Genomic DNA, 22,702 nt, shown 5'->3' with positions numbered 1-22,702 from the left:
CGCTGTGCGTTTTCACGATTCATCCTTTTTCGGCTGCTTTTTATTACAGGCCCAGGTTTTATGCCCGAATACGTCAATTGGCTTCGTCACGCTTCGCCCTACATCAATGCTCACCGGGACTGCACCTTCGTGGTCATGCTGCCTGGCGACGGTGTGGAACATCCGAACTTCGGCAATATCGTCCACGACCTGGTACTGCTGCACAGCCTCGGCGTGCGCCTGGTGCTGGTGCACGGTTCGCGCCCACAGATCGAAGCGCGCCTTGAGGCGCGCGGCCTGACCCCGGCTTACCACGAAGGCCTGCGCATCACCGATGCCGCAACCCTGGAGTGTGTAATCGACGCGGTCGGCCACCTGCGCATCGCCATCGAAGCGCGCCTTTCCATGGACATGGCCTCGTCGCCGATGCAGGGCTCACGCCTGCGGGTGGCCAGCGGCAACCTGGTGACCGCACGACCTATCGGCGTGCTCGAAGGCGTGGATTACCACCACACCGGCGAAGTGCGCCGCGTCGACCGCAAGGGCATCAATCGCCTGCTGGACGAGCGCTCCATCGTGTTGCTGTCGCCGCTGGGCTATTCGCCGACGGGTGAGATCTTCAACCTGGCCTGCGAAGACGTCGCCACTCGCGCCGCCATCGACCTGGGAGCCGACAAGCTGTTGCTGTTCGGCGCCGACCTCGGCCTGATCGATGAAAATGGTCGCCTGGTCCGCGAGCTGCGTCCGCAGCAAGTGCCGGCGCACCTGCAGCGCCTGGGCAGCAACTACCAGGCCGAGCTGTTGGATGCCGCCGCCGAGGCTTGCCGTGGCGGCGTCGGGCGCAGCCATATCGTCAGTTACGCCGAAGACGGCGCGCTGCTCACCGAACTGTTCACCCGGGACGGCGGCGGTACGCTGGTGGCCCAGGAACAATTCGAGCTGGTCCGTGAGGCGGCGATTGAAGACGTCGGTGGCTTGCTGGACCTGATCAGCCCGCTGGAAGAGCAGGGCATCCTGGTGCGTCGTTCGCGCGAAGTGCTGGAGCGTGAGATCGAGCAATTCAGTGTGGTCGAGCGCGAAGGCATGATCATCGCCTGTGCGGCGCTGTATCAGATCGCGGATTCGGATGCGGGTGAGCTGGCGTGCCTGGCGGTGAACCCGGAATACCGCCACGGCGGGCGCGGTGATGAGCTGCTCGAACGCATCGAAACTCGTGCGCGGGCCCAGGGTTTGAAGACCTTGTTCGTGCTTACCACGCGCACTGCCCACTGGTTCCGCGAGCGGGGCTTCGTGCCGAGCAGTGTTGATCGCCTGCCGTCGGCACGGGCGTCGCTGTACAACTACCAGCGTAATTCGAAGATCTTCGAAAAGGCGCTGTAATCCCCATTCTGCAGGAGCCGGCAAGCCGGCTCCTACAGGGTCAGGGCTTGATGAATTGGTCGGTCACAAAGGCCGAATAGTCCGGCAACACTGTCTCGACCTTGCCTTGTTCCTTCAGGAACTTCGCTGTCTCCCCAATCGCCTTCGCCGTGCCGCCTTTGAGCAGTGCGTCGGTCTGCTGCGCCTTGGCGTCCGGGAAGGTGGTACCGGCCAACAGCTCTGGAATGTCGGCGGCGTTTGAACCTGTCAGTTTGGCGATTTTCTGTACCGGCTCGGAGTCCACTGTCCAGGCATCTTTATGGGCGGCGTAGTCAGCGAAAGAGTCCAGCGTGACCTTGGCAAACCTGGCCACTACGTCAGGATGTTTTTGCGCAAAATCCTTGCGTGCTACCCACACCTCAAACGTCGGTGCGCCCCACTGACCCACCTGGGCCGCGTCTGTCAGGGTCTTGCCGGTCTTGCGGATCTCTCCGAGCGCAGGTGACCAGACAAAAGCGCCGTCGATATCACCTCGTTTCCACGCGGCGGCAATTTCGGCGGGTTGCAGGTTCACCACTTTGACTTTCCGGGTGTCCAGCCCCCAATGCTTCAATGCACCGAGCAGGCTGTAATGAGAGGTGGAGACAAAGGGCGTGGCGATGGTCTTGCCGACCAGGTCTTCGGGTTTGTCGATGCCGCTGCCGTTGCGCACCACCAATGCTTCAGAAGTATTGATCTGCGCCGATACGATAAACGCGACGATCGGTAGATTGCGCGATGCAGCTGCGGCGAGGGGGCTGGAACCGAGGTTGCCGATTTGCACATCACCCGAGGCGATCGCGGTGACGACTTCCGGCCCGCTGTTGAATCGGCGCCAGGCAATTTTCTCGCCAATGGCCTTTTCATAGAGGCCATCGGCCTGTGGGACTTTGCTGGGATCGATACCCGTTTGGTAGCCGACGGTTAAATCGGCGGCTTTGACACCAAAAGAAAGTATTAGTGACACAAAAACTGTAACAAATTGACGGGAGGATGTGCCTTTGGCCATGATGGCGTCGCCTTTTTGATCGTGGGTGACGTATGAAACGGTACGGCCACACTAATCGATCTAAAAAAGCGCTAACAAATACCCTTTGGGAATTAGCTTATGGAGCGGCTCGTCTATGCTGACCCGTTCGCGCCATGGAAAGTCTTATTCCCGAATCGTATGAAAAAGAATGAAACAATTCTTTTTGGGTGTATGAAAAACTCATTACCCTGCAGGGACCAAATTAACTGCGATTAGACGAAGGTAGTAGACACACAAGGTTACGATTGACTTGGTAGTCACTATCTGGCGCTAATCGCGCATCTGTGGATCGAGGGCGTCAGACCCGAGACCAAAGAAATACAAAAATTAGAAATGAGAGGAGCGGTACATGAAGAAGTCAACATTGGCGTTGGCCGTGGCTGTAGCTGCGATTGCCCAACAGGCAAACTCCGCCGGTTTCATCGAAGATAGCAAGGCAACACTGGGGCTGCGTAACTTCTACATCAACACCGATAACCGTGACGACGCTACCAAGGCGGCCGGTGCGCAGAGCAAGCAAGAAGAATGGGGTCAAGCCTTCGACCTGCGTTTCATCTCCGGTTATACCCAAGGCACCGTAGGCTTCGGTCTTGACGCTATCGGCCTGCTGGGCGTGCGCCTGGATTCGGGTGGCGGCACCAACGGCGCCACTGCTCGTTCGACTGGCAACGCCGGTTCTTACGGCGGCACGGTTTTCCCGAGCAAGTCCAACGGCGAAGCTGTTGACAACTACTCCAGCCTCGGCCTGACCGCCAAGGCGAAGATCTCTCAAACCGAACTGAAGCTGGGTACTCTGCAACCCAAGCTGCCGGTTATCGTGACCAACGATGGTCGTCTGCTGCCGCAAACCTTCCAGGGCGGCCAGATCACCACAAACGACATCAAAGACCTGACGCTGGTTGCCGGTCAGATCGAGAAGGTCAAGGGCCGTAACTCCAGCAACGTCGAGAACCTTTCTATCGCAGGTGCCAACGGCCGTACAGCCGCTGGCCGTGACAGCAACAAGTTCTACTACGCTGGTGGCGACTACAAAATCACCAAAGACCTGACTGCCCAGTACTACTACGGCAATCTGGATCAGTTCTACAAACAGCACTTCCTGGGCTTGCTGCACAACTGGGCAATCGGTCCTGGCGTGCTGAAAACCGACCTGCGCTATTTCAATAGCCGCGACGATGGCGCCAACGGCCACGACGCGAACTACTACACCACAGGTGACTACGGCACCAATGCCGCCGGTGCGACCATCACCAAAGGTAAGGTCGACAACAACCTGTACAGTGGCTTGTTCCTGTACACCCTGGGTGGTCACACCTTCGGTGGTGGTTACCAGGTCAGTAACGGTAACAGTGACTTCCCTTGGTTGAACCAAGGCGACGGTTCGTCGGCTTACCTGACCACCGACATGCAGATTGCCAAGTTCGCCCGTGCCGGTGAACGTACCTGGCAAGCTCGCTACGCCTACGACTTCGCCAAGGTTGGCGTACCAGGTTTGACCGCCGGTGTGGTCTACCTGCGTGGTGACAATATCGACACCCGCGGTAACGTCGGTTCGACCCGGCCGCAACGTGCTGTCAATGGCGACGGCGGGAACGAGTGGGAACGTGACATCACTGTTGCCTACGTCGTACCAGAAGGTCCGCTGAAGAACGTCGGTGTGGCATGGAAAAACGCCATGTGGCGCAACGACATTCCTGGCCAGCGTAACCAGGACGAAAACCGCCTGATCGTCAGCTACTCGCTGCCACTGTTCTAGTAGCGTGAAGCTGTAGTAAGACTGTAAACCTTGCCCGGCGCTACGCCGGGCAAGGTGTCTTGCGTTTCAAGTCGGGCCAAACCCCCGCAGGCCCTTCCTGAACCCCTCTTTTTACAGCGTCTCAAGGCCTTCTCGAACCTTGAAGCGGATGTTGCTCCTCGCCCGTTGCGGCGTCCAATGAACAGATTTTTAATATTCCTTTATCGTCTAGATAAATCGATATTTATTCTTTTTAAATAATCGTCAATCCATGCACAGTGGGCTCCATAAGCACTCACCAGGAGCCACACCATGAGCCTAAGACTAGGCGATATCGCCCCCGACTTCGAACAGGATTCCAGCGCCGGCAAGATTCGTTTCCACGAATGGCTGGGCGATAGCTGGGGTGTGTTGTTTTCCCACCCGGCGGACTTCACCCCGGTGTGCACCACCGAGCTGGGCTTCACTGCCAAGCTCAAGGATGAGTTCGCCAAGCGCGGCGTCAAGGCCATCGCCCTGTCCGTAGACCCGGTGGACTCGCACCACAAGTGGATCGAGGACATCAACGAAACCCAGAACACCATCGTCAACTTCCCGATCCTGGCGGATGCCGATCGCAAGGTGTCGGACCTTTATGACCTGATCCACCCGAACGCCAGTGACACCCTCACCGTGCGCTCCCTGTTCGTGATCGATCCGAACAAAAAGATTCGCCTGACCATCACCTACCCGGCCAGCACCGGCCGCAACTTCCACGAAATCCTGCGGGTCATCGACTCGTTGCAGCTGACCGACAACCACAAGGTCGCCACCCCCGCCAACTGGCAGGACGGTGATGAAGTGGTGATCGTGCCTTCGCTCAAGGACGAGGAAGAAATCAAGAAGCGCTTTCCGAAGGGTTACCGGGCGGTGAAGCCGTATCTGCGCCTTACCCCTCAGCCTAATCGTTAAGGCTGACACCGCCATCGCCGGCGAGCCGGTTCCTACAGGTGATCGCATTCCATTTGTAGGAGCTGGCTTGCCGGCGATAGCAATAGTTCCGACGACTCACATAGCAAGGGTTTTCAGGCCGTTTCGACGGCCTTTTTTTTCGCCTGGGATTTGATAACTCTCATATGCATTTAAAGAATAAACACATGAAAAAATAAGATTTAAAGATATATAAATCTGCTGATAAGGTCTGTTCCATCTTGGCGCCATCGTCACACAGCGAACCGCCGACACCTGCTCAAGGAATTCCTGCATGTTGGTCGTAACACTTGGAGGCAGTCCCAGCCAGCGTTCCCGCTCCGGGGTCTTGCTGGATAAAACCCGTCAGTGGTTGCAAGACAAAGGGGTGGAAGTGGTGAGTTACCAGATACGGGACTTCCCGGCTGAAGACTTGCTGCACGCGCGCTTCGACAGTCCCAAGGTCATTGACCTGTTGCAGCAAGTGGCTAACGCCGATGGCCTGGTGATCGCCACGCCGGTGTACAAGGCGTCGTTCTCGGGCGCGCTGAAGACCGTGCTCGACCTGCTGCCCGAACGCGCCCTGGCTCACAAGATTGTGTTGCCGATGGCTACCGGCGGCAGCATCGCCCACATGCTGGCGGTGGATTACGCCTTGAAGCCGGTTTTGTCAGCCCTCAAGGCGCAGGAATTGCTTCACGGCATCTTTGCCGAAGACAGCCAGATCGCCTATGGCGAAGGCAGTGCCCAGGCACAACTGGTGCCTGTGCTCGAACACCGTTTGCACGAGGCTCTGGAGACGCTGTACGGCGCCATGGCCCGTCGCCCGAAACCGCTTGACCCCCATGTGTTGAATGAACGTTTGTTGAGTGCTCGCTGGAGCATCTGAGCCTCAGCCAGCCATTTAGAAGTACTCACCTTACTCAGCCGCCAACGGCCAAGCAGGTGCAGCCAACCCCCTAATCGCACTATTTGGAGAGAGCGCCATGCGCACTGTCATCTTGCGTCGTGGTCTGGTCGCACTGTTTGCTGCGGCTGTGTCCTTCGGCGCCATGGTTCAAGCCCAGGCTGCCGAAACCTTGCGTATCGGTTACCAGAAATACGGCACCCTGGTGCTGCTCAAGGCCAAGGGCACCCTGGAAAAACGCCTGGCCGCCGAGGGCGTGCAGGTGCAGTGGACCGAGTTTCCCGGCGGCCCGCAATTGCTCGAAGGCCTGAACGTCGGCTCGATCGACTTTGGCGTCACGGGCGAAACCCCACCAGTGTTCGCCCAGGCGGCCGGTGCCGATCTGGTCTACGTGGCCTATGAGCCTCCAGCGCCGACCAGTGAAGCGATCCTGGTGCCGAAAGATTCGACGATCAAATCGGTGGCCGAGCTCAAGGGCAAGAAAATCGTGCTGAACAAAGGCTCCAACGTGCACTACCTGCTGGTGCGTGCGCTGGAAGATGCCGGCCTCAAATACACCGACGTGCAGACCGTCTTCCTGCCGCCCGCCGATGCGCGTGCCGCGTTCGAGCGTGGCAGTGTCGATGCGTGGGTGATCTGGGACCCCTACCAGGCGGCCGCCGAGAAACAGCTGCAAGCGCGCACCCTGCGTGACGGTACCGGCATCGCCGACAACCATCAGTTCTACCTGGCGACCAAGCCCTACGCCGAAAAACACCCTGAAGTGGTCAAGGCGCTGATTGAAGAAGTGCGCGCCGTGGGCGAATGGTCCAGGGCCAACCCGCAGGAAGTCACTGAACAAGTGGCGCCGCTGCTCGGCCTGCCGGCTGACATCACCCTGACCTCGGTGAAACGCCAAGGCTACGGTGCGCATTTCCTGACGCCGGAAGTGGTGGCGGCCCAACAGAAAATCGCCGACAGCTTCTACCAACTCAAATTGATCCCCAAACCCTTGAACATCAAGGACGTGATCTGGACGCCACCTGCCGCTGTGGCCAAAGCGCCGTAATCCGACTTCTTCAGGAGACAACTCCATGAGCCTCAATATTTTCTGGTTCCTGCCTACCCACGGCGACGGCCATTACCTTGGCACCGCCGAAGGCGCTCGCGCCGTTGATCACGGTTATCTGCAGCAAGTGGCCCAGGCGGCGGACCGCCTCGGGTTCGGTGGGGTGCTGATCCCAACCGGTCGCTCCTGCGAAGATTCGTGGCTGGTGGCGGCTTCGCTGATTCCGGTGACCCAGCGTTTGAAATTCCTTGTCGCACTGCGCCCCGGGATCATTTCCCCGACGGTGGCCGCGCGCCAGGCCGCGACCCTGGATCGCCTGTCCGGTGGCCGTGCACTGTTCAACCTGGTGACGGGCGGTGATCCGGAAGAGTTGGCCGGCGACGGTTTGTTCTTGAGCCATGAAGAGCGCTACCAGGCCTCGGTGGAGTTCACGCGGATCTGGCGGCGTGTGCTGGAAGGCGAAACCGTCGATTACGACGGCGAGCACATCAGTGTCAAAGGCGCGAAATTGCTCTACCCGCCGATCCAGCAGCCGCGTCCGCCACTGTACTTCGGCGGTTCCTCCGAAGCGGCCCAGGACCTGGCAGCCGAACAAGTGGAAATGGTGCTGACCTGGGGCGAGCCGCCGGCGGCTGTCGCGGAAAAAATCGCGCAGGTGCGGGCCAAGGCCGCGAAGCTGGGGCGCACCGTGCGCTTCGGTATTCGCCTGCATGTGATCGTGCGTGAAACCAACGAAGAGGCGTGGAAAGCCGCCGACAAACTGATCTCCCACCTGGACGACGACACCATCGCCCGTGCCCAGGCCTCCCTGGCGCGCTTCGATTCCGTCGGCCAGCAACGCATGGCTGCCTTGCATGGCGGCAACCGTGACAACCTGGAAGTCAGTCCCAACCTGTGGGCTGGCGTCGGCCTGGTACGCGGTGGTGCGGGCACCGCGCTGGTGGGCGATGGCCCCACCGTGGCGGAACGCGTGAAGGAATACGCCGCACTGGGCATCGACACCTTTATCTTCTCCGGTTACCCACACCTGGAAGAGTCGTATCGCGTCGCGGAACTGCTGTTTCCCCACCTGGATATCGAACGTCCCGAGCTGCCGAAAAGCGCCGGTTACGTCAGCCCGTTTGGCGAGATGGTCGCCAACGATATCCTTCCCAAAGCTGCGTCACAGAGTTGAGGCGCCGCCATGAACTTTGAAAAATTGAGCCATCGCGTGGCACCGTGGGTGCTACCGATTCTTTTGCTGGCGGTGTGGCAGTTGTCGGTGTCGGCGGGCTGGTTGTCGACGCGCATTCTGCCGGCGCCGAGCGCGGTGATTGAGGCCGGGATCAACCTGGTCCGCAGCGGCGAAATCTGGACGCACCTGGCCATCAGTGGCTGGCGCGCTGGCCTCGGCTTCGTGATCGGCGGCAGTATCGGCCTGGCCCTGGGCTTTATCACTGGCCTGTCGACGTGGGGCGAACGCCTGCTGGACAGCTCGGTGCAGATGATCCGCAACGTGCCGCACCTGGCGCTGATCCCGCTGGTGATCCTGTGGTTCGGCATCGACGAAACCGCGAAGATTTTCCTGGTCGCCCTCGGCACGCTGTTCCCGATCTACCTGAACACCTACCACGGCATCCGCAACGTCGATCCGGCGCTGGTGGAAATGTCGCGCAGCTATGGTTTGTCCGGCTTCAGCCTGTTCCGTCAAGTGATCCTGCCGGGCGCGTTGCCATCGATCCTGGTGGGCGTGCGTTTCGCACTGGGCTTTATGTGGCTGACGTTGATCGTGGCGGAAACCATCTCGGCCAGCTCCGGCATCGGCTACCTGGCGATGAACGCCCGCGAATTCCTGCAAACCGACGTGGTGGTCCTGGCCATTGTCATGTACGCCATCCTCGGCAAGCTCGCCGACCTGGCCGCCCGCGGCCTGGAGCGTGTGTGGCTGCGCTGGCACCCGGCTTACCAAGTGAATAAAGGAGGTGCGGCATGACCGCTCAACAACCTCCACGCCTGTTGAAGGGTATCCCGCTGGCGGTGCGCAAATTGCGCAAGGCCTTTGGTGCGCGGGAAGTGCTCAAGGACATCGACCTGCACATTCCGGCCGGCCAGTTCGTGGCCGTGGTCGGCCGCAGCGGCTGCGGTAAAAGTACTTTGCTGCGCTTGCTTGCCGGCCTGGATAAAGCCAGCGGCGGCGAGCTGCTGGCCGGTTCCGCGCCGCTGAGCGAGGCAATTGAGGACACGCGGTTGATGTTCCAGGAAGCGCGCTTGCTGCCGTGGAAAAAGATCATCGACAACGTTGGCCTGGGCCTCAAGGGCAACTGGCGTCCCAAGGCGCTGGAAGCCCTGGAAGCGGTGGGCTTGGCGGAACGTGCCAATGAATGGCCAGCGGCCTTGTCCGGTGGCCAGAAGCAACGCGTGGCCCTGGCCCGTGCGCTGATCCACCAACCGCGCCTGTTGCTGCTGGATGAGCCGCTGGGCGCGCTGGATGCCCTGACCCGTATCGAGATGCAGCAGCTGATCGAGAACCTCTGGCAAAAGCACGGTTTCACCGTGTTGCTGGTGACTCACGATGTCAGCGAAGCCGTGGCGATTGCCGACCGGGTGATCCTGATCGAAGACGGCGAAATCGGTCTCGACCTGATCGTGGACCTGCCGCGCCCACGGGTGCGGGGCTCACATCGCCTGGCCGCGCTGGAAGCCGAAGTATTGAACCGTGTGTTGTCGTTGCCCGGCACGCCGCCGGAACCCGAACCTGTTTCACCGCTGCCTACGCAACTGCGTTGGGCGCAATAAAGCAGCGGCAAGCTTTCAGCTTCACGCTGCAAGGGAAAGCAAAGTGCTTTGACTTGCAGCTGGTAGCTAACAACTTGCAGCTATTTCGACCCCAGGAGAAATCGCATGACTATTAAAGCCATCAACGTACGTAACCAATTCAAAGGCACCATCAAGGAAATCGTCGAAGGCGACGTGCTGTCGGAAATCGACGTACAGACCGCCTCCGGCATCGTCACTTCGGTGATCACCACGCGCTCGGTCAAAGAGCTGGAGCTGGTGATCGGCAGCGAAGTGATTGCCTTCGTGAAATCCACCGAGGTGTCGATCGCCAAGTTGTGATTGGCGCCCTCGAAATCGCTATCGCAGGCAAGCCAGCTCCCACATTTAACGGCATTCCAACCTAGGAATGCGGTCAATGCGGGAGCGGGTTTGCTGGCGAAAAGGCCGGCCCCGCCAACGCAAGACTTATCGTTTGGGCAGGTAGGGCGGCAGGTAAAGGCCCACATAGGCATCGAACACCCGCATGCCTTCCTCGGCCATGCGCGCAGTGATCTGCCCATGCTGATGCACCGAACGTGCGTACACGCGGTCGCTCAGCTCCAGCGCCAGGGCAAACACATCCACGTCCGTGGGCAGTGTCGGCACCTCGAAGTGGCGATTGAATACTTCGAGCATCAAATCCCCCAACTCCAGATCATGCTGGCGGTCCGCCTGGGTCACTTCGGTCAACCCGTGCTGGGCGAGGATCAGCTGACGTGCTGCTGCGTCGTTGCTGTAGATGGTGAGCATGCGTTGCTCGACGATGCAGGACAGGTCACGCCAGTGCTGGAGTGACTCATGCTCGATGGGCGCCTGGATGGCCGCCCGGAAGGCTGCGTGCACGTCTGCCGTGAGCGCCTCGAGCAGCGCCGGCACACTCGCAAAAAAGTGATACACCGACGACGGTGGAATCTGCGCACGCTCGGCGACGCTGTAGATCGACAGACTCGCCACGCCTTCGGCGGCCAGCAGGGTGCGGGCGGCATCGAGAATCGCGTCGATCCGTGCCTGGCTGCGGGCGCGGGGTTTGCGAGGGGTGGCGGGGCGGGTGGTCATGGACGTCTCCTACAAGGCAGAGCGCATTGTACGCAGAGCTTAAGGATGATCCATACCTGTGAGGCGACTGTGTAGGTGTGGCAAGTGAGCCTGTTGTGGCATGCAGTCAACCAGGCAGGCAGCAACCAAGCAGGCAGGCATACCAAGCGAGCTGGCACCAAGCAGACAGGGCAGACCAAGCAGACAGACAACCAAGCAGACAGGCACACCCAGTGTGGCGAGCAGGCTTGCCCTGCGTTGGGCTGCGAAGCAGCCCCCTTCAAGCAGAACCCGATGCACCAGGTACACCAAGTTGCCCACTCCAGGACCGCTTCACAGCCCAACGCAGGACAAGCCTGCTCACCACGACCGTCAGACGGTATGCAGATACCAGTTGTACTCAAGGTCGGAGATGGAGTGTTCGAACTCTTCCAGCTCACTTTCCTTACAGGCGACGAAGATATCGATGTATTTAGGATCGATGTACTTGGCCATCACCTCGCTGTCGTCCAACTCACGCAGTGCATCACGCAGGTTGTTCGGCAGGCTTTGTTCGTTCTGCTCGTAGCTGTTGCCTTCCACCGGTGCGCCAGGTTCGATCTTGTTGGTCAGACCGTGGTGCACGCCTGCCAGGACCGAAGCCATCAGCAGGTAAGGGTTGGCGTCGGCGCCGGCCACGCGGTGCTCGATACGTACGGCGTCGGACGAGCCGGTCGGTACGCGAATCGCCACGGTGCGGTTATCCAGGCCCCAGCACGGCGAGTTCGGCACGTAGAACTGTGCGCCAAAACGACGGTAGGAGTTGACGTTGGGGCACAGGAACGCCATTTGGGCGGGCAGGGTCTCGAGCACACCGCCGATCGCGTGACGCAATGCGGCGTTCTGCTCGGGATCCTCGCTGGCAAAGATATTCTTGCCGTCCTTGTCCAGGATCGAAATGTGTACGTGCAAACCGTTGCCTGCCTGGCCTGGGTAAGGCTTGGCCATGAAGGTGGTGTCCATCTCATGGTCGTAGGCGATGTTCTTGATCAGGCGCTTGAGCAGTACCGCGTAGTCGCAGGCCTTGATCGGGTCGGCCACGTGGTGCAGGTTCACTTCGAACTGTGCCGGGGCACTTTCCTTGACGATGGCGTCGGCCGGGATGCCTTGCTCTTTTGCACCTTCCAGGATGTCCTGGAGGCAGTCGACGTATTCGTCGAGGTCGTCGATCAGGTAGACCTGTGTCGAGTGCGGGCGTTTGCCGGAAATCGGCGAGCGGGGCGGTTGTGGGCGGCCGTTCACGTTCTCCTGGTCGATCAGGTAGAACTCGAGTTCGAAGGCGGCACAGATGGTCAGACCGAGGTCGTCAAATTTGCTTACAACTTGGCGGAGCACTTCGCGCGGATCGGCGAAGAAAGGTTCACCTTCAAGTTCGTGCATGGTCATCAGCAGTTGCGCGGTAGGGCGCTTTTGCCAGGGTTCATTGCACAGGGTGTCGGGGATCGGATAACAGATTCGGTCAGCATCACCGATGTCCAGGCCCAGGCCGGTGCTTTCCACCGTAGAGCCGTTGATATCCAGGGCAAATAAAGAGGCAGGCAGGTTAATGCCCTTCTCGTAAACCTTGTGGAGGCTGGTGCGTTCGATGCGCTTGCCGCGCACCACACCATTCATATCCGCAATTAGAAGGTCTACGTACAGAACCTCAGGATGATCCTTAAGGAACGCGTTCGCTTCGTTAAGCTGAACGGCACGCGGGGGTACCGACATGATGCAACACCTTTGTTGTTAAAAATATCAATCATTGATCTTTTCTGGTTTCAGTCAACCCGAACGGCATGCCGAAGTCAAGCGAGGCCTTTTTTGCCCTAAAAAAGCGCCGCGAAGGCTTTTTTGGGGCTTTTTGGGGCGTTTTTTTGGGTTTGAAGGGCTTGGGACTCGCAGGCTTGAGCGGGCCGTGTTGTATTTTTTACGGGGGTGTTGTGTAAAAAAATGAACAAGGCTAAGCTCGATTCAAACCCATAACAGCAATAATACCGGGGTGCTTCATGTGTTTCCTGCCGCCACTTGGCGTCTCGGCCTGCTCCACGCAGGCGTTGTCATCCGTTCATTCATCCTGTGTGAACGCCCGCGCCCCGGCCAATATTCTTGACGCCTGGGCGGACCTCTTCTTTGCCCCTTTGCTGCCCTCGAATTTGCCTGTGAACGGTGCCTGCGCCAGGTGCTGCTCATGATTCTGCACGACTTTGGCTTGAGGAATGCAACGCTGCAGCAAATGGCAGGTAAGCTCCTACCCTGAACGAAGAGACGACGCGGATGCTGCGTCAACCAACGCCTGACCTTTTAATGGATGTCAGGAAACCCAGCCCAGAGGCATTTATGAGTAACAACCTCGACCAGCTCACCGATTGGTTGAAAGACCACAAGATCACAGAAGTCGAATGCATGATTGGCGACCTGACGGGGATCACCCGGGGCAAGATCTCGCCGACCAACAAGTTCATCGCCGAAAAAGGCATGCGCCTGCCCGAGAGCGTTCTGTTGCAGACCGTGACCGGCGACTATGTCGAAGACGACATCTATTACGAATTGCTCGACCCGGCCGACATCGACATGATCTGCCGCCCCGACCAGAACGCGGTGTTCCTGGTGCCCTGGGCCATCGAGCCCACCGCCCAGGTGATCCACGATACCTACGACAAGCAAGGCAACCCGATCGAGCTGTCGCCGCGCAACGTGCTCAAGAAAGTCCTCAAGCTCTACGCCGACCGCGGCTGGCAGCCCATCGTGGCGCCGGAGATGGAGTTCTACCTGACCAAGCGCTGCGAAGACCCGGACTTCCCGCTGCAACCGCCGATCGGCCGTTCCGGTCGCCCGGAGACCGGTCGCCAATCCTTCTCTATAGAAGCGGCGAACGAATTCGACCCCTTGTTCGAAGACGTCTACGACTGGTGCGAGCTGCAGGAGCTGGACCTCGACACGCTGATCCACGAGGACGGCACCGCGCAGATGGAAATCAACTTCCGTCACGGCGATGCGCTGTCCCTGGCTGATCAGATCCTGGTGTTCAAGCGCACCATGCGCGAAGCCGCGCTCAAGCACGACGTGGCCGCCACCTTCATGGCCAAGCCGATGACCGGCGAGCCCGGCAGCGCGATGCACCTGCACCAGAGCATCATCGACATCGCCACCGGCAAGAACGTCTTCTCCAATGAAGACGGGACCATGAGCCAGCTATTTCTCAACCACATTGGCGGCCTGCAGAAATTCATCCCTGAGTTGCTGCCGCTGTTCGCTCCCAACGTGAACTCGTTCCGTCGCTTCCTGCCGGACACCTCGGCGCCGGTGAACGTGGAGTGGGGCGAAGAAAACCGCACCGTCGGCCTGCGTGTGCCGGATGCCGGCCCGCAAAACCGCCGCGTGGAAAACCGCCTGCCGGGCGCCGACGCCAACCCGTACCTGGCGATTGCCGCCAGCCTGCTGTGCGGCTACATCGGCATGGTCGAAGGCCATAACCCGAGTGCGCCGGTGGTGGGCCGTGGTTACGAGCGCCGCAACCTGCGCCTGCCGTTGACCATCGAAGATGCCCTGGAACGCATGGAAAACAGCAAGACCATCGAGAAATACCTGGGTCAAAAATTCATCACAGGCTACGTCGCGGTCAAGCGGGCCGAGCATGAAAACTTCAAGCGCGTGATCAGTTCGTGGGAGCGGGAATTCCTGCTCTTCGCCGTCTGATGCGCCGGGCGCGCCGTGGGAACGGCGCGCCCTCACCTGAAATGTCTAGGAGATTGGTATGTCCAGCAACAACCCGCAAACCCGTGAATGGCAAGCCTTGAGCAGCGATCATCACCTGGCGCCGTTCAGCGACTTCAAGCAATTGAAAGAGAAAGGCCCACGGATCATCACCAAAGCCCACGGCGTTTACCTGTGGGACAGCGAAGGCAACAAGATCCTCGACGGCATGGCCGGCCTGTGGTGCGTGGCAATCGGTTACGGTCGCGATGAACTGGCTGACGCCGCCGCCAAGCAGATGAAAGAACTGCCGTACTACAACCTCTTCTTCCAGACCGCTCACCCGCCGGTGCTGGAGCTGGCCAAGGCCATTTCCGACATCGCCCCCGCCGGCATGAACCACGTGTTCTTCACCGGTTCCGGCTCCGAAGGCAACGACACCATGTTGCGCATGGTTCGCCACTACTGGGCGATCAAGGGCCAGCCGAACAAGAAAACCATCATCTCGCGCAAGAATGGCTATCACGGTTCCACCGTGGCAGGTGCCAGCCTGGGCGGCATGACCTATATGCATGAGCAGGGCGACCTGCCGATCCCGGGCATCACCCACATCGCCCAGCCGTACTGGTTCGGTGAAGGCGGCGACATGAGCCCGGAAGAGTTCGGCGTGTGGGCGGCCAACCAGCTGGAAGAGAAGATTCTGGAGCTGGGCGTGGACAACGTAGGTGCATTTATTGCCGAGCCGATCCAGGGCGCCGGTGGCGTGATCGTGCCGCCAGCCACTTACTGGCCGCGCATCAAGGAAATCCTCGCCAAGTACGACATCCTGTTTATCGCTGATGAAGTGATCTGCGGTTTCGGCCGTACTGGTGAGTGGTTCGGCAGCGATTTCTATGACCTCAAGCCGCACATGATGACCATCGCCAAGGGCCTGACCTCGGGCTATATCCCGATGGGTGGCCTGATCGTGCGCGACGAAGTGGTCGCGGTGCTGAACGAAGGCGGCGATTTCAACCACGGCTTCACCTATTCCGGTCACCCGGTGGCGGCAGCAGTCGCCCTGGAAAACATCCGCATCATGCGCGATGAACAAATTGTTAAGCGTGTGCATGACGAAACGGCACCCTATTTGCAAAAGCGTTTGAGGGAGCTGGCTGATCACCCGTTGGTGGGTGAAGTTCGCGGTGTCGGCATGCTCGGTGCGATCGAGCTGGTGCAGGACAAGGCGACGCGCAAGCGTTACAAAGGCCGTGGTGTGGGCATGATCTGCCGCACGTTCTGCTTCGAGAATGGCCTGATCATGCGCGCCGTGGGCGACACCATGATCATTTCGCCGCCGCTGGTGATCAGCAAGGCTGAAATCGACGAGCTGGTGACCAAGGCGCGGCAGTGCCTGGACCTGACTTTGGCGGCATTGCAGGGCTAAGTGCTAGGCTCAGTGCGCAGCGGCTTCGGGCGCTGCGTCTGGGTTGTTATAAAAACGGGGCTTTGGTTGAAAGCCGGCCCCGGAACTTGCCAGACTGTCGCCCTGTTTTGTTGCCCTTTCGAAGGGCTGCCAGACACAAGAGCTGTGGCCCAAAAAAGAAAAAATTGGAGCATCACCAAATGAAGGCATTAGGTTTGAAGAACGCTGGCAAGACTCTCCTCGCCTTGTCCCTGATGGGCGCAATGGCGGGCGCGGCCCAGGCAGACGATAAAGTGCTGCACGTCTACAACTGGTCCGACTACATTGCACCGGACACCATCGCCAACTTTGAAAAAGAGTCGGGCATTAAAGTGGTGTACGACGTTTTTGACAGCAACGAGACCCTGGAAGCCAAGTTGCTGGCAGGCAAGTCCGGCTACGACATCGTCGTACCGTCGAACAACTTCCTCGCCAAGCAGATCAAGGCCGGCGTCTACCAGGAGCTGGACAAGTCCAAGCTGTCCAACTACGGCAACCTGAACAAGTCCCTGCTCAAAGCCGTGTCGGTCAGCGACCCGGACAACAAGCACGCCTTTCCGTACATGTGGGGCTCGATCGGCATCGGCTACAACCCGGAGAAGGTCAAGGCTGCGCTCGGCGTCGACAAGATCGATTCCTGGGACGTGCTGATGAAGCCGGAAAACATCGCCAAGCTGAAAAGCTGCGGCGTGAGCTTCCTCGACTCGCCAACCGAAATGCTGCCGGTGGCGCTGCACTACCTAGGCCTGCCGACCGACACCCAGAAGAAAGAAGACCTGAAGAAAGCCGAAGAACTGTTCCTCAAGCTGCGTCCTTCGATCGGCTACTTCCACTCGTCCAAGTACATTTCGGACCTGGCCAACGGCAACATCTGCGTCGCCGTGGGTTACTCGGGTGACATCCAGCAGGCCAAGTCCCGCGCGGCTGAAGCCGGTGGCAAGGTCAAGGTTGCCTACGACATTCCTAAAGAAGGCGCCGGCAGTTTCTATGACATGGTCGCCATCCCTAAAGATGCCGAGAACGTCGAAGCCGCCTACAAGTTCATGAACTACCTGCTCGAGCCGAAAGTAATGGCGGCGATCACCGACAGCGTACGTTTCCCGAACGGTAACGAGAAAGCCACCGCACTGGTCGACAAAGACATCACCAGCGACCCGGGCATCTACCCGCCAGCGGATGTGCAGGCCAAGCTCTACGCCATTGCAGACTTGCCGGCTGCTACACAGCGTGAAATGACACGCAGCTGGACCAAGATCAAGTCGGGCAAGTAAGCCTTAAAACCTGTGGGAGGGGGCTTGCCCCCGATGGCGTTGTATCAGAAACACCTGTGCAAGCTGACACACCGCCATTGGGGGCTAGTCCCCCTCACACACATTAAATGACAGAAAGTTTTGCCGGATCGGTTTATCGAGGGTAAGTTGCGCGCCGGTTTTGTTGCCGGGCAACAACTTTGGGCCCAACTATTTAAGAGGACCTCCACTTGCCATTTTCTTTATTTCGCAAAGCCTTGCTGGTAGGTGCAGGTATCACGCTGGCTGTCAGCGTGCAGGCCGCACCGACTGTGCATGTTTATAACTGGTCGGACTACATCGGCCCGGACACCCTGGCCAACTTCGAAAAGGCCACCGGTATCAAGCCGGTGTATGACGTGTTTGATTCCAACGAAACCCTGGAAGGCAAGTTGCTCGCCGGGCGTACCGGCTACGACGTGGTAGTGCCGTCCAACCACTTCCTGGGCAAGCAGATCAAGGCCGGGGCGTTCCAGAAGCTCGACAAGTCATTGCTGACGAACTACGCCAATCTCGACCCGGTGTTGCTCAAGCGCCTGGAAAAGAACGACCCGGGCAACCAGTACTCCGTACCGTACCTGTGGGGCACCAATGGCATTGGCTACAACGTCGATAAAGTGAAGGAAGTGCTGGGCGTCGACCATATCGATTCCTGGGCCGTGCTGTTCGAACCGGAAAACATGAAGAAGCTGGCGACCTGCGGTGTGTCGTTCATGGACTCGGCGGATGAAATGCTGCCGGCGGTGCTCAACTACATGGGCCTGAACCCCAACAGCACCAACCCCGAGGACTACAAGAAGGCCGAAGAGAAGCTGCTGAAAGTGCGGCCCTACGTGACCTACTTCCATTCTTCCAAATACATCTCGGACCTGGCCAACGGCAACATCTGCGTGGCAGCCGGCTTCTCCGGTGATGTGTTCCAGGCCAAGGCGCGTGCGGCCGAGGCGGGCAAAGGCGTGAACATCGCCTACGCGATTCCGAAAGAAGGCGGCAACCTGTGGTTTGACGTGCTGGCGATCCCCAAGGATGCGACCAACGTCAAAGAGGCCCACGCCTTTATCAACTATTTGCTGCAACCTGAGGTGATCGCCCAGGTCAGTGATTACGTCGGTTACGCCAACCCTAACCCGGGGTCGGACAAACTGATGAAGCAATCGATACGCACCGACGAAGCGGTTTACCCACCGCAGGCGGTTCTCGATCGGACATTCGTCAACTTCGAGCTACCCCCGAAAGTGCAACGTTTAATGACCCGTAGCTGGACCAAGGTCAAGACGGGCAAGTAAGGCTTAAAGCTCAAACTATCCAAGGTTCGCCCGCCACGGGTGAACCGCACTCTTTTTTTCTGGGAGTTTCGTAAATGGCAGTTGCCTCCGGCGCCTATAAGAAAGCCCTCGAGGGCGACCAGACACCGAAAAAGGTGCTGGTCAAAATCGACCGGGTCACGAAGAAGTTCGACGAGACGATTGCCGTGGACGATGTGTCCCTGGAAATCAAGAAGGGCGAGATCTTCGCCCTGCTCGGCGGCTCGGGTTCGGGCAAGTCCACCTTGCTGCGCATGCTCGCGGGCTTCGAACGCCCGACCGAGGGGCGCATCTACCTCGACGGCGAAGACATCACTGACATGCCGCCCTACGAGCGGCCGATCAACATGATGTTCCAGTCCTACGCCCTGTTCCCGCACATGACCGTCGCGCAGAACATCGCCTTCGGCCTGCAGCAGGACAAGATCCCCAAGGCCGAGGTCGACGCCCGCGTGGCCGAAATGCTCAAGCTGGTGCAGATGAGCCAGTACGCCAAGCGCAAGCCGCACCAGCTCTCCGGTGGCCAGCGCCAGCGGGTGGCGTTGGCGCGTTCGCTGGCCAAGCGTCCGAAACTGCTGCTGCTCGATGAGCCGATGGGCGCCCTCGACAAGAAGCTGCGCTCGCAGATGCAGCTGGAGCTGGTCGAGATCATCGAGCGCGTCGGCGTGACCTGCGTGATGGTGACCCACGACCAGGAAGAGGCCATGACCATGGCCGAGCGCATCGCGATCATGCACCTGGGCTGGATCGCCCAGATCGGCAGCCCGATCGACATCTACGAGACCCCTACCAGCCGCCTGGTGTGCGAGTTCATCGGCAACGTCAACATCTTCGATACCGTGGTGGTGGATGACGCCGAAGGCCACGCAGTGCTCAAGTGCGCCGACCTGGACCGCGATATCTACGTGGGCTACGGCATCGCCACGTCGGTGGAAGACAAGTCGGTGACCTACGCCATTCGCCCGGAAAAACTGCTGGTCACCACCGAAATGCCGACCTGCGAGCACAACTGGTCCAGCGGCAAGGTGCACGACATTGCCTACCTCGGCGGGCACTCGGTGTTCTACGTGGAACTGCCAAGCGGCAAGCTGGTGCAGTCCTTCGTGGCCAACGCCGAGCGCCGTGGCCAGCGACCGACCTGGGGTGACCAGGTCTACGTTTGGTGGGAAGACGACAGCGGCGTGGTACTTCGCTCATGAATATGAAGAAGCTCAAGCGCCGCCTGCAACGAATAACCCCCAGTGGCCGTCATGCGGTCATTGGCATTCCCTTCCTGTGGCTGTTCCTGTTCTTCATGCTGCCGTTCTTCATCGTCCTGAAGATCAGCTTTGCCGAAGCCGACGTGGCGATCCCGCCTTACACCGAGATCTACACCTTCGTTGAGCAGAAACTGCAGTTGGTGCTCAACCTGGCCAACTACGCGATGCTCGGCGACGACGAGTTGTACATCGCCGCGTATCTGGGCTCGCTGAAAATGGCGTTCTTCAGCACGCTGCTGTGCCTGCTGATCGGCTACCCGATGGCCTACGCGATTGCCAGCGCGCGCAAAGAGATGCAGACCGTACTGGTGCTGCTGATCATGATGCCGACCTGGACTGCGATCCTGATCCGCGTGTATGCGTGGATGGGCATCCTCAGCAACAACGGGCTGCTCAATGGCTTCCTAATGTCCATCGGGCTGATCAACGAGCCGCTGCAGATCCTCAACACCAACATCGCGGTGTACATCGGCGTGGTCTATTCGTACCTGCCGTTCATGATCCTGCCGCTTTACGCCAACCTGGTGAAACACGACCAGAGCCTGCTGGAAGCCGCTTCGGACCTGGGTTCGAGCACCTTCAACAGCTTCTGGAAGATCACTGTGCCGCTGTCCAAGAACGGCATCATCGCCGGCTGCATGCTGGTGTTTATCCCGGTGGTGGGCGAGTTCGTGATTCCGGAACTGCTGGGCGGCCCGGAAACCCTGATGATCGGTAAAGTGTTGTGGCAAGAATTCTTCAACAACCGTGACTGGCCGGTGGCGTCTGCCCTGGCGGTGGTGATGCTGGCGATCCTGATCGTGCCGATCATCCTGTTCAACCGCAGCCAAGCCAAAGAGATGGAGGGCAAAATATGAAGCGCTTCAGTTTCTCAAGCTTCATGCTGGTGGCGGGGTTGTTGTTCATCTACCTGCCGATGCTGATCCTGGTGATCTACTCGTTCAACGAATCCAAACTGGTGACGGTATGGGGCGGTTGGTCGATCAAGTGGTACGTGGGCCTGCTGGACAACACCCAGTTGATGGGCTCGGTGATGCGCTCGCTGGAAATCGCCTGCTACACGGCGGTGGCGGCAGTGGCGTTGGGTACGTTGGCGGCGTTCGTGCTGACACGCATCAGTCACTTCAAGGGCCGCACGCTGTTCGGCGGCCTGGTGACGGCGCCGCTGGTGATGCCGGAAGTGATCACCGGTCTGTCGCTGTTGCTGTTGTTCGTGGCCATGGCGCAGATGATCGGCTGGCCCCAGGAGCGTGGCATCGTCACGATCTGGATCGCCCACACCACCTTCTGTGCGGCGTACGTGGCGGTGGTAGTGTCGGCGCGTCTGCGGGAGCTGGACCTGTCGATCGAAGAGGCGGCGATGGACCTCGGCGCGCGGCCGTGGAAGGTGTTCTTCCTGATCACCATCCCGATGATCGCGCCGTCATTGGCGGCGGGTGGGATGATGTCCTTCGCGCTGTCGCTGGATGACCTGGTACTGGCCAGCTTCGTGTCGGGCCCGGGATCGACCACTTTGCCGATGGAAGTGTTCTCGGCGGTACGCCTGGGGGTCAAACCCGAGATCAACGCCGTGGCCAGCCTGATTCTGCTGGCGGTGTCGCTGGTGACCTTCCTGGTGTGGTTCTTCAGCCGCCGTGCCGAAGAGCTGCGCAAGAAGGCGATCCAGCAGGCAATTGAAGAGGCGGCGGCCGATGGCTGGCAGCAGCCTGACAAGCGCCGGGCGCCGGCTCCGGTCTAAAACCCGGCGCGGTCGAAATGTGCGGGCTTTGTGGTGAGGGGGCTTGTCCCCCGTTGGGCTGCGCAGCTGCCCCAAAACCGGAAACCGCATTGCGTCTGAAAGAATGCGGTGGCCGAAGGGGGCCGCTGCGCGGCCCAACGGGGGGCAAGCCCCCTCGCCACAGGGTTTGGGGGGTTAGGCTACCCAGGGCGATTTGCGAATCACCTCGACAAAATTCATCGGCTTGAACCCCGGCTCCTGATCCACCAGCACATCAGTCTTCACGTTGCCAAACGTGGTCTGCGGACGATGGCGCAAGCCGTCGGCAAATGCGCAGATGATGCACTCCTTGAACCCTTCACCCCGTGGATGCGCATGCACCACCGCTTCGCGCTGCACAGTGCTGAATGCGGCGTAGTCCATGCCCAGCACGTCCATTTCCACGCCGGCGGTAACCAGCGCCACGGTCGGGCGCAGGTGTTGCGGCACGCCCGGCGTAGTGTGCAGGGCGATCGACAGCCACACTTGTTCGATATCGTCATCGCTCAGGCCGTAGGGCTTGAGGAACGCGGCGGCGGCATTGGCGCCATCGACTTCGAAACGCTCGTCGTCACTGCGATGGCCCTCGACCAGGCCCAGGTCGTGGAACATCGCACCGACGTACAACAGCTCCGGGTTGTAGGCCAGCTGTTTGCGTTCACCGCTCAATGCGCCGAACAGGAACACCCGGCGGGAGTGGTGGTAGAGCAGGTCGGATTCGATGTCGCGGATGTATTCGGTAGTGGCCTTGGCCAAGGCGCTGTCCGGGATCTTGATGCCGGCGATGGTGGTGCTCATGGTCGTTCTCCTCAGGCAAGCGCCGGGGTTGGCGCCGAGGTGTCCAGTGTGGTCGCGCACCCGCGAACGGGCCATCGCGGCGAGGATGCGATCCCGGCCAATGTGCTGCCACATCGTGCCAAGACAAAATCGGCTAGGGTGTAGCTGGCGATTGATCCATCGAAGCCTGCGAAAATCAAAATGTGGGAGCGGGCTTGCTCGCGAATGCGGTGATTCAGTCAACACCTGTATCAACTGACAAACCGTATTCGCGAGCAAGCCC

General features: G+C 59.7%; 20 protein-coding genes. 16 read left to right on the top strand and 4 right to left on the bottom strand.

Annotated elements, in window-relative coordinates; translation table 11 throughout:
- The first annotated feature begins 60 nt into the window (after positions 1 to 60).
- Positions 61 to 1,359 (top strand): amino-acid N-acetyltransferase, encoded by a 1,299-nt coding sequence (gene argA, locus QMX97_RS22550; protein WP_065902312.1) that lies wholly within the window; start codon positions 61 to 63, stop codon positions 1,357 to 1,359.
- A gap of 40 nt (positions 1,360 to 1,399) precedes the next feature.
- Here the strand turns inward: argA and tauA are convergent, their stop codons facing one another.
- Positions 1,400 to 2,386 carry a taurine ABC transporter substrate-binding protein gene (tauA, locus tag QMX97_RS22545; protein WP_065902310.1) on the bottom strand — a complete coding sequence of 329 codons (987 nt, stop codon included), beginning with the start codon at positions 2,384 to 2,386 and terminating at the stop codon, positions 1,400 to 1,402.
- Positions 2,387 to 2,756: 370 nt separating this feature from the next.
- Between tauA and QMX97_RS22540 the strand changes: the two genes are divergently transcribed.
- From QMX97_RS22540 to QMX97_RS22505, 8 genes are all read left to right on the top strand, one after another.
- A complete protein-coding gene (locus QMX97_RS22540) occupies positions 2,757 to 4,163 on the top strand; it encodes an OprD family porin (RefSeq protein ID WP_106802346.1) in 1,407 nt (468 codons plus the stop codon).
- Between the two features lie 291 nt (positions 4,164 to 4,454).
- The gene (locus QMX97_RS22535; RefSeq protein WP_003213910.1) at positions 4,455 to 5,093 is read left to right on the top strand and encodes a peroxiredoxin; all 639 of its coding nucleotides are present in this window, start codon (positions 4,455 to 4,457) and stop codon (positions 5,091 to 5,093) included.
- A 292-nt stretch (positions 5,094 to 5,385) separates the two neighbouring features.
- On the top strand, positions 5,386 to 5,979 hold the full coding sequence (gene ssuE, locus QMX97_RS22530; protein ID WP_015886424.1) for an NADPH-dependent FMN reductase: 594 nt from the start codon (positions 5,386 to 5,388) through the stop codon (positions 5,977 to 5,979).
- Positions 5,980 to 6,076: 97 nt separating this feature from the next.
- A complete protein-coding gene (locus tag QMX97_RS22525) occupies positions 6,077 to 7,045 on the top strand; it encodes a sulfonate ABC transporter substrate-binding protein (RefSeq protein ID WP_282397640.1) in 969 nt (322 codons plus the stop codon).
- Between the two features lie 25 nt (positions 7,046 to 7,070).
- Positions 7,071 to 8,219, top strand: coding sequence for an FMNH2-dependent alkanesulfonate monooxygenase (gene ssuD / locus QMX97_RS22520; protein ID WP_065902304.1), 1,149 nt, complete (start codon positions 7,071 to 7,073; stop codon positions 8,217 to 8,219).
- A 9-nt stretch (positions 8,220 to 8,228) separates the two neighbouring features.
- Complete coding sequence (gene ssuC, locus QMX97_RS22515; RefSeq protein ID WP_065902302.1) at positions 8,229 to 9,017, top strand: aliphatic sulfonate ABC transporter permease SsuC; 789 nt, start codon at positions 8,229 to 8,231, stop codon at positions 9,015 to 9,017.
- Positions 9,014 to 9,820, top strand: coding sequence for an aliphatic sulfonates ABC transporter ATP-binding protein (gene ssuB, locus QMX97_RS22510; protein WP_065902300.1), 807 nt, complete (start codon positions 9,014 to 9,016; stop codon positions 9,818 to 9,820). The genes ssuC and ssuB overlap by 4 nt, the downstream gene beginning before the upstream one ends.
- Before the next feature lie 105 nt (positions 9,821 to 9,925).
- Positions 9,926 to 10,141, top strand: coding sequence for a TOBE domain-containing protein (locus tag QMX97_RS22505; protein ID WP_003213899.1), 216 nt, complete (start codon positions 9,926 to 9,928; stop codon positions 10,139 to 10,141).
- Between the two features lie 126 nt (positions 10,142 to 10,267).
- Here QMX97_RS22505 and QMX97_RS22500 read toward each other — a convergent pair whose 3' ends face one another.
- On the bottom strand, positions 10,268 to 10,897 hold the full coding sequence (locus tag QMX97_RS22500; RefSeq protein WP_120450410.1) for a TetR/AcrR family transcriptional regulator: 630 nt from the start codon (positions 10,895 to 10,897) through the stop codon (positions 10,268 to 10,270).
- 351 nt (positions 10,898 to 11,248) lie between these two features.
- Positions 11,249 to 12,625, bottom strand: coding sequence for a glutamine synthetase family protein (locus QMX97_RS22495; protein WP_003213894.1), 1,377 nt, complete (start codon positions 12,623 to 12,625; stop codon positions 11,249 to 11,251).
- 609 nt (positions 12,626 to 13,234) lie between these two features.
- Between QMX97_RS22495 and QMX97_RS22490 the strand changes: the two genes are divergently transcribed.
- From QMX97_RS22490 to QMX97_RS22460, 7 genes are all read left to right on the top strand, one after another.
- Positions 13,235 to 14,593: a glutamine synthetase family protein gene (locus QMX97_RS22490; RefSeq protein WP_065902296.1), complete on the top strand. Its 1,359-nt coding sequence runs from the start codon at positions 13,235 to 13,237 to the stop codon at positions 14,591 to 14,593.
- A gap of 58 nt (positions 14,594 to 14,651) precedes the next feature.
- Positions 14,652 to 16,016, top strand: coding sequence for an aspartate aminotransferase family protein (locus QMX97_RS22485; protein ID WP_282397639.1), 1,365 nt, complete (start codon positions 14,652 to 14,654; stop codon positions 16,014 to 16,016).
- A gap of 194 nt (positions 16,017 to 16,210) precedes the next feature.
- Positions 16,211 to 17,305 (top strand): polyamine ABC transporter substrate-binding protein, encoded by a 1,095-nt coding sequence (locus QMX97_RS22480; protein WP_065902887.1) that lies wholly within the window; start codon positions 16,211 to 16,213, stop codon positions 17,303 to 17,305.
- Between the two features lie 209 nt (positions 17,306 to 17,514).
- Positions 17,515 to 18,609, top strand: coding sequence for a polyamine ABC transporter substrate-binding protein (locus QMX97_RS22475; RefSeq protein WP_106802349.1), 1,095 nt, complete (start codon positions 17,515 to 17,517; stop codon positions 18,607 to 18,609).
- Between the two features lie 74 nt (positions 18,610 to 18,683).
- Positions 18,684 to 19,826 carry a polyamine ABC transporter ATP-binding protein gene (gene potA, locus QMX97_RS22470; protein WP_065902288.1) on the top strand — a complete coding sequence of 381 codons (1,143 nt, stop codon included), beginning with the start codon at positions 18,684 to 18,686 and terminating at the stop codon, positions 19,824 to 19,826.
- Positions 19,823 to 20,743 (top strand): ABC transporter permease subunit, encoded by a 921-nt coding sequence (locus QMX97_RS22465; RefSeq protein WP_065902286.1) that lies wholly within the window; start codon positions 19,823 to 19,825, stop codon positions 20,741 to 20,743. Before potA ends, QMX97_RS22465 begins: the two co-directional genes overlap by 4 nt.
- Entirely contained in the window at positions 20,740 to 21,624 is an 885-nt protein-coding gene (locus tag QMX97_RS22460) for an ABC transporter permease subunit (RefSeq protein ID WP_065902284.1), read from the top strand. Before QMX97_RS22465 ends, QMX97_RS22460 begins: the two co-directional genes overlap by 4 nt.
- A 174-nt stretch (positions 21,625 to 21,798) precedes the next feature.
- On the opposite strand, the gene QMX97_RS22455 is transcribed toward QMX97_RS22460, so the two are convergent.
- Positions 21,799 to 22,440 carry an HD domain-containing protein gene (locus QMX97_RS22455; RefSeq protein ID WP_065902282.1) on the bottom strand — a complete coding sequence of 214 codons (642 nt, stop codon included), beginning with the start codon at positions 22,438 to 22,440 and terminating at the stop codon, positions 21,799 to 21,801.
- Positions 22,441 to 22,702: the final 262 nt, after the last annotated feature.

The sequence above is a fragment of the Pseudomonas sp. PS01298 genome, from assembly GCF_029959745.1.
Taxonomy (GTDB): Bacteria; Pseudomonadota; Gammaproteobacteria; order Pseudomonadales; family Pseudomonadaceae; genus Aquipseudomonas; species Aquipseudomonas aylmerensis.
Note: the sequence above shows the minus strand (reverse complement) of the source record. Positions and strands in the feature narration are given on the sequence as shown.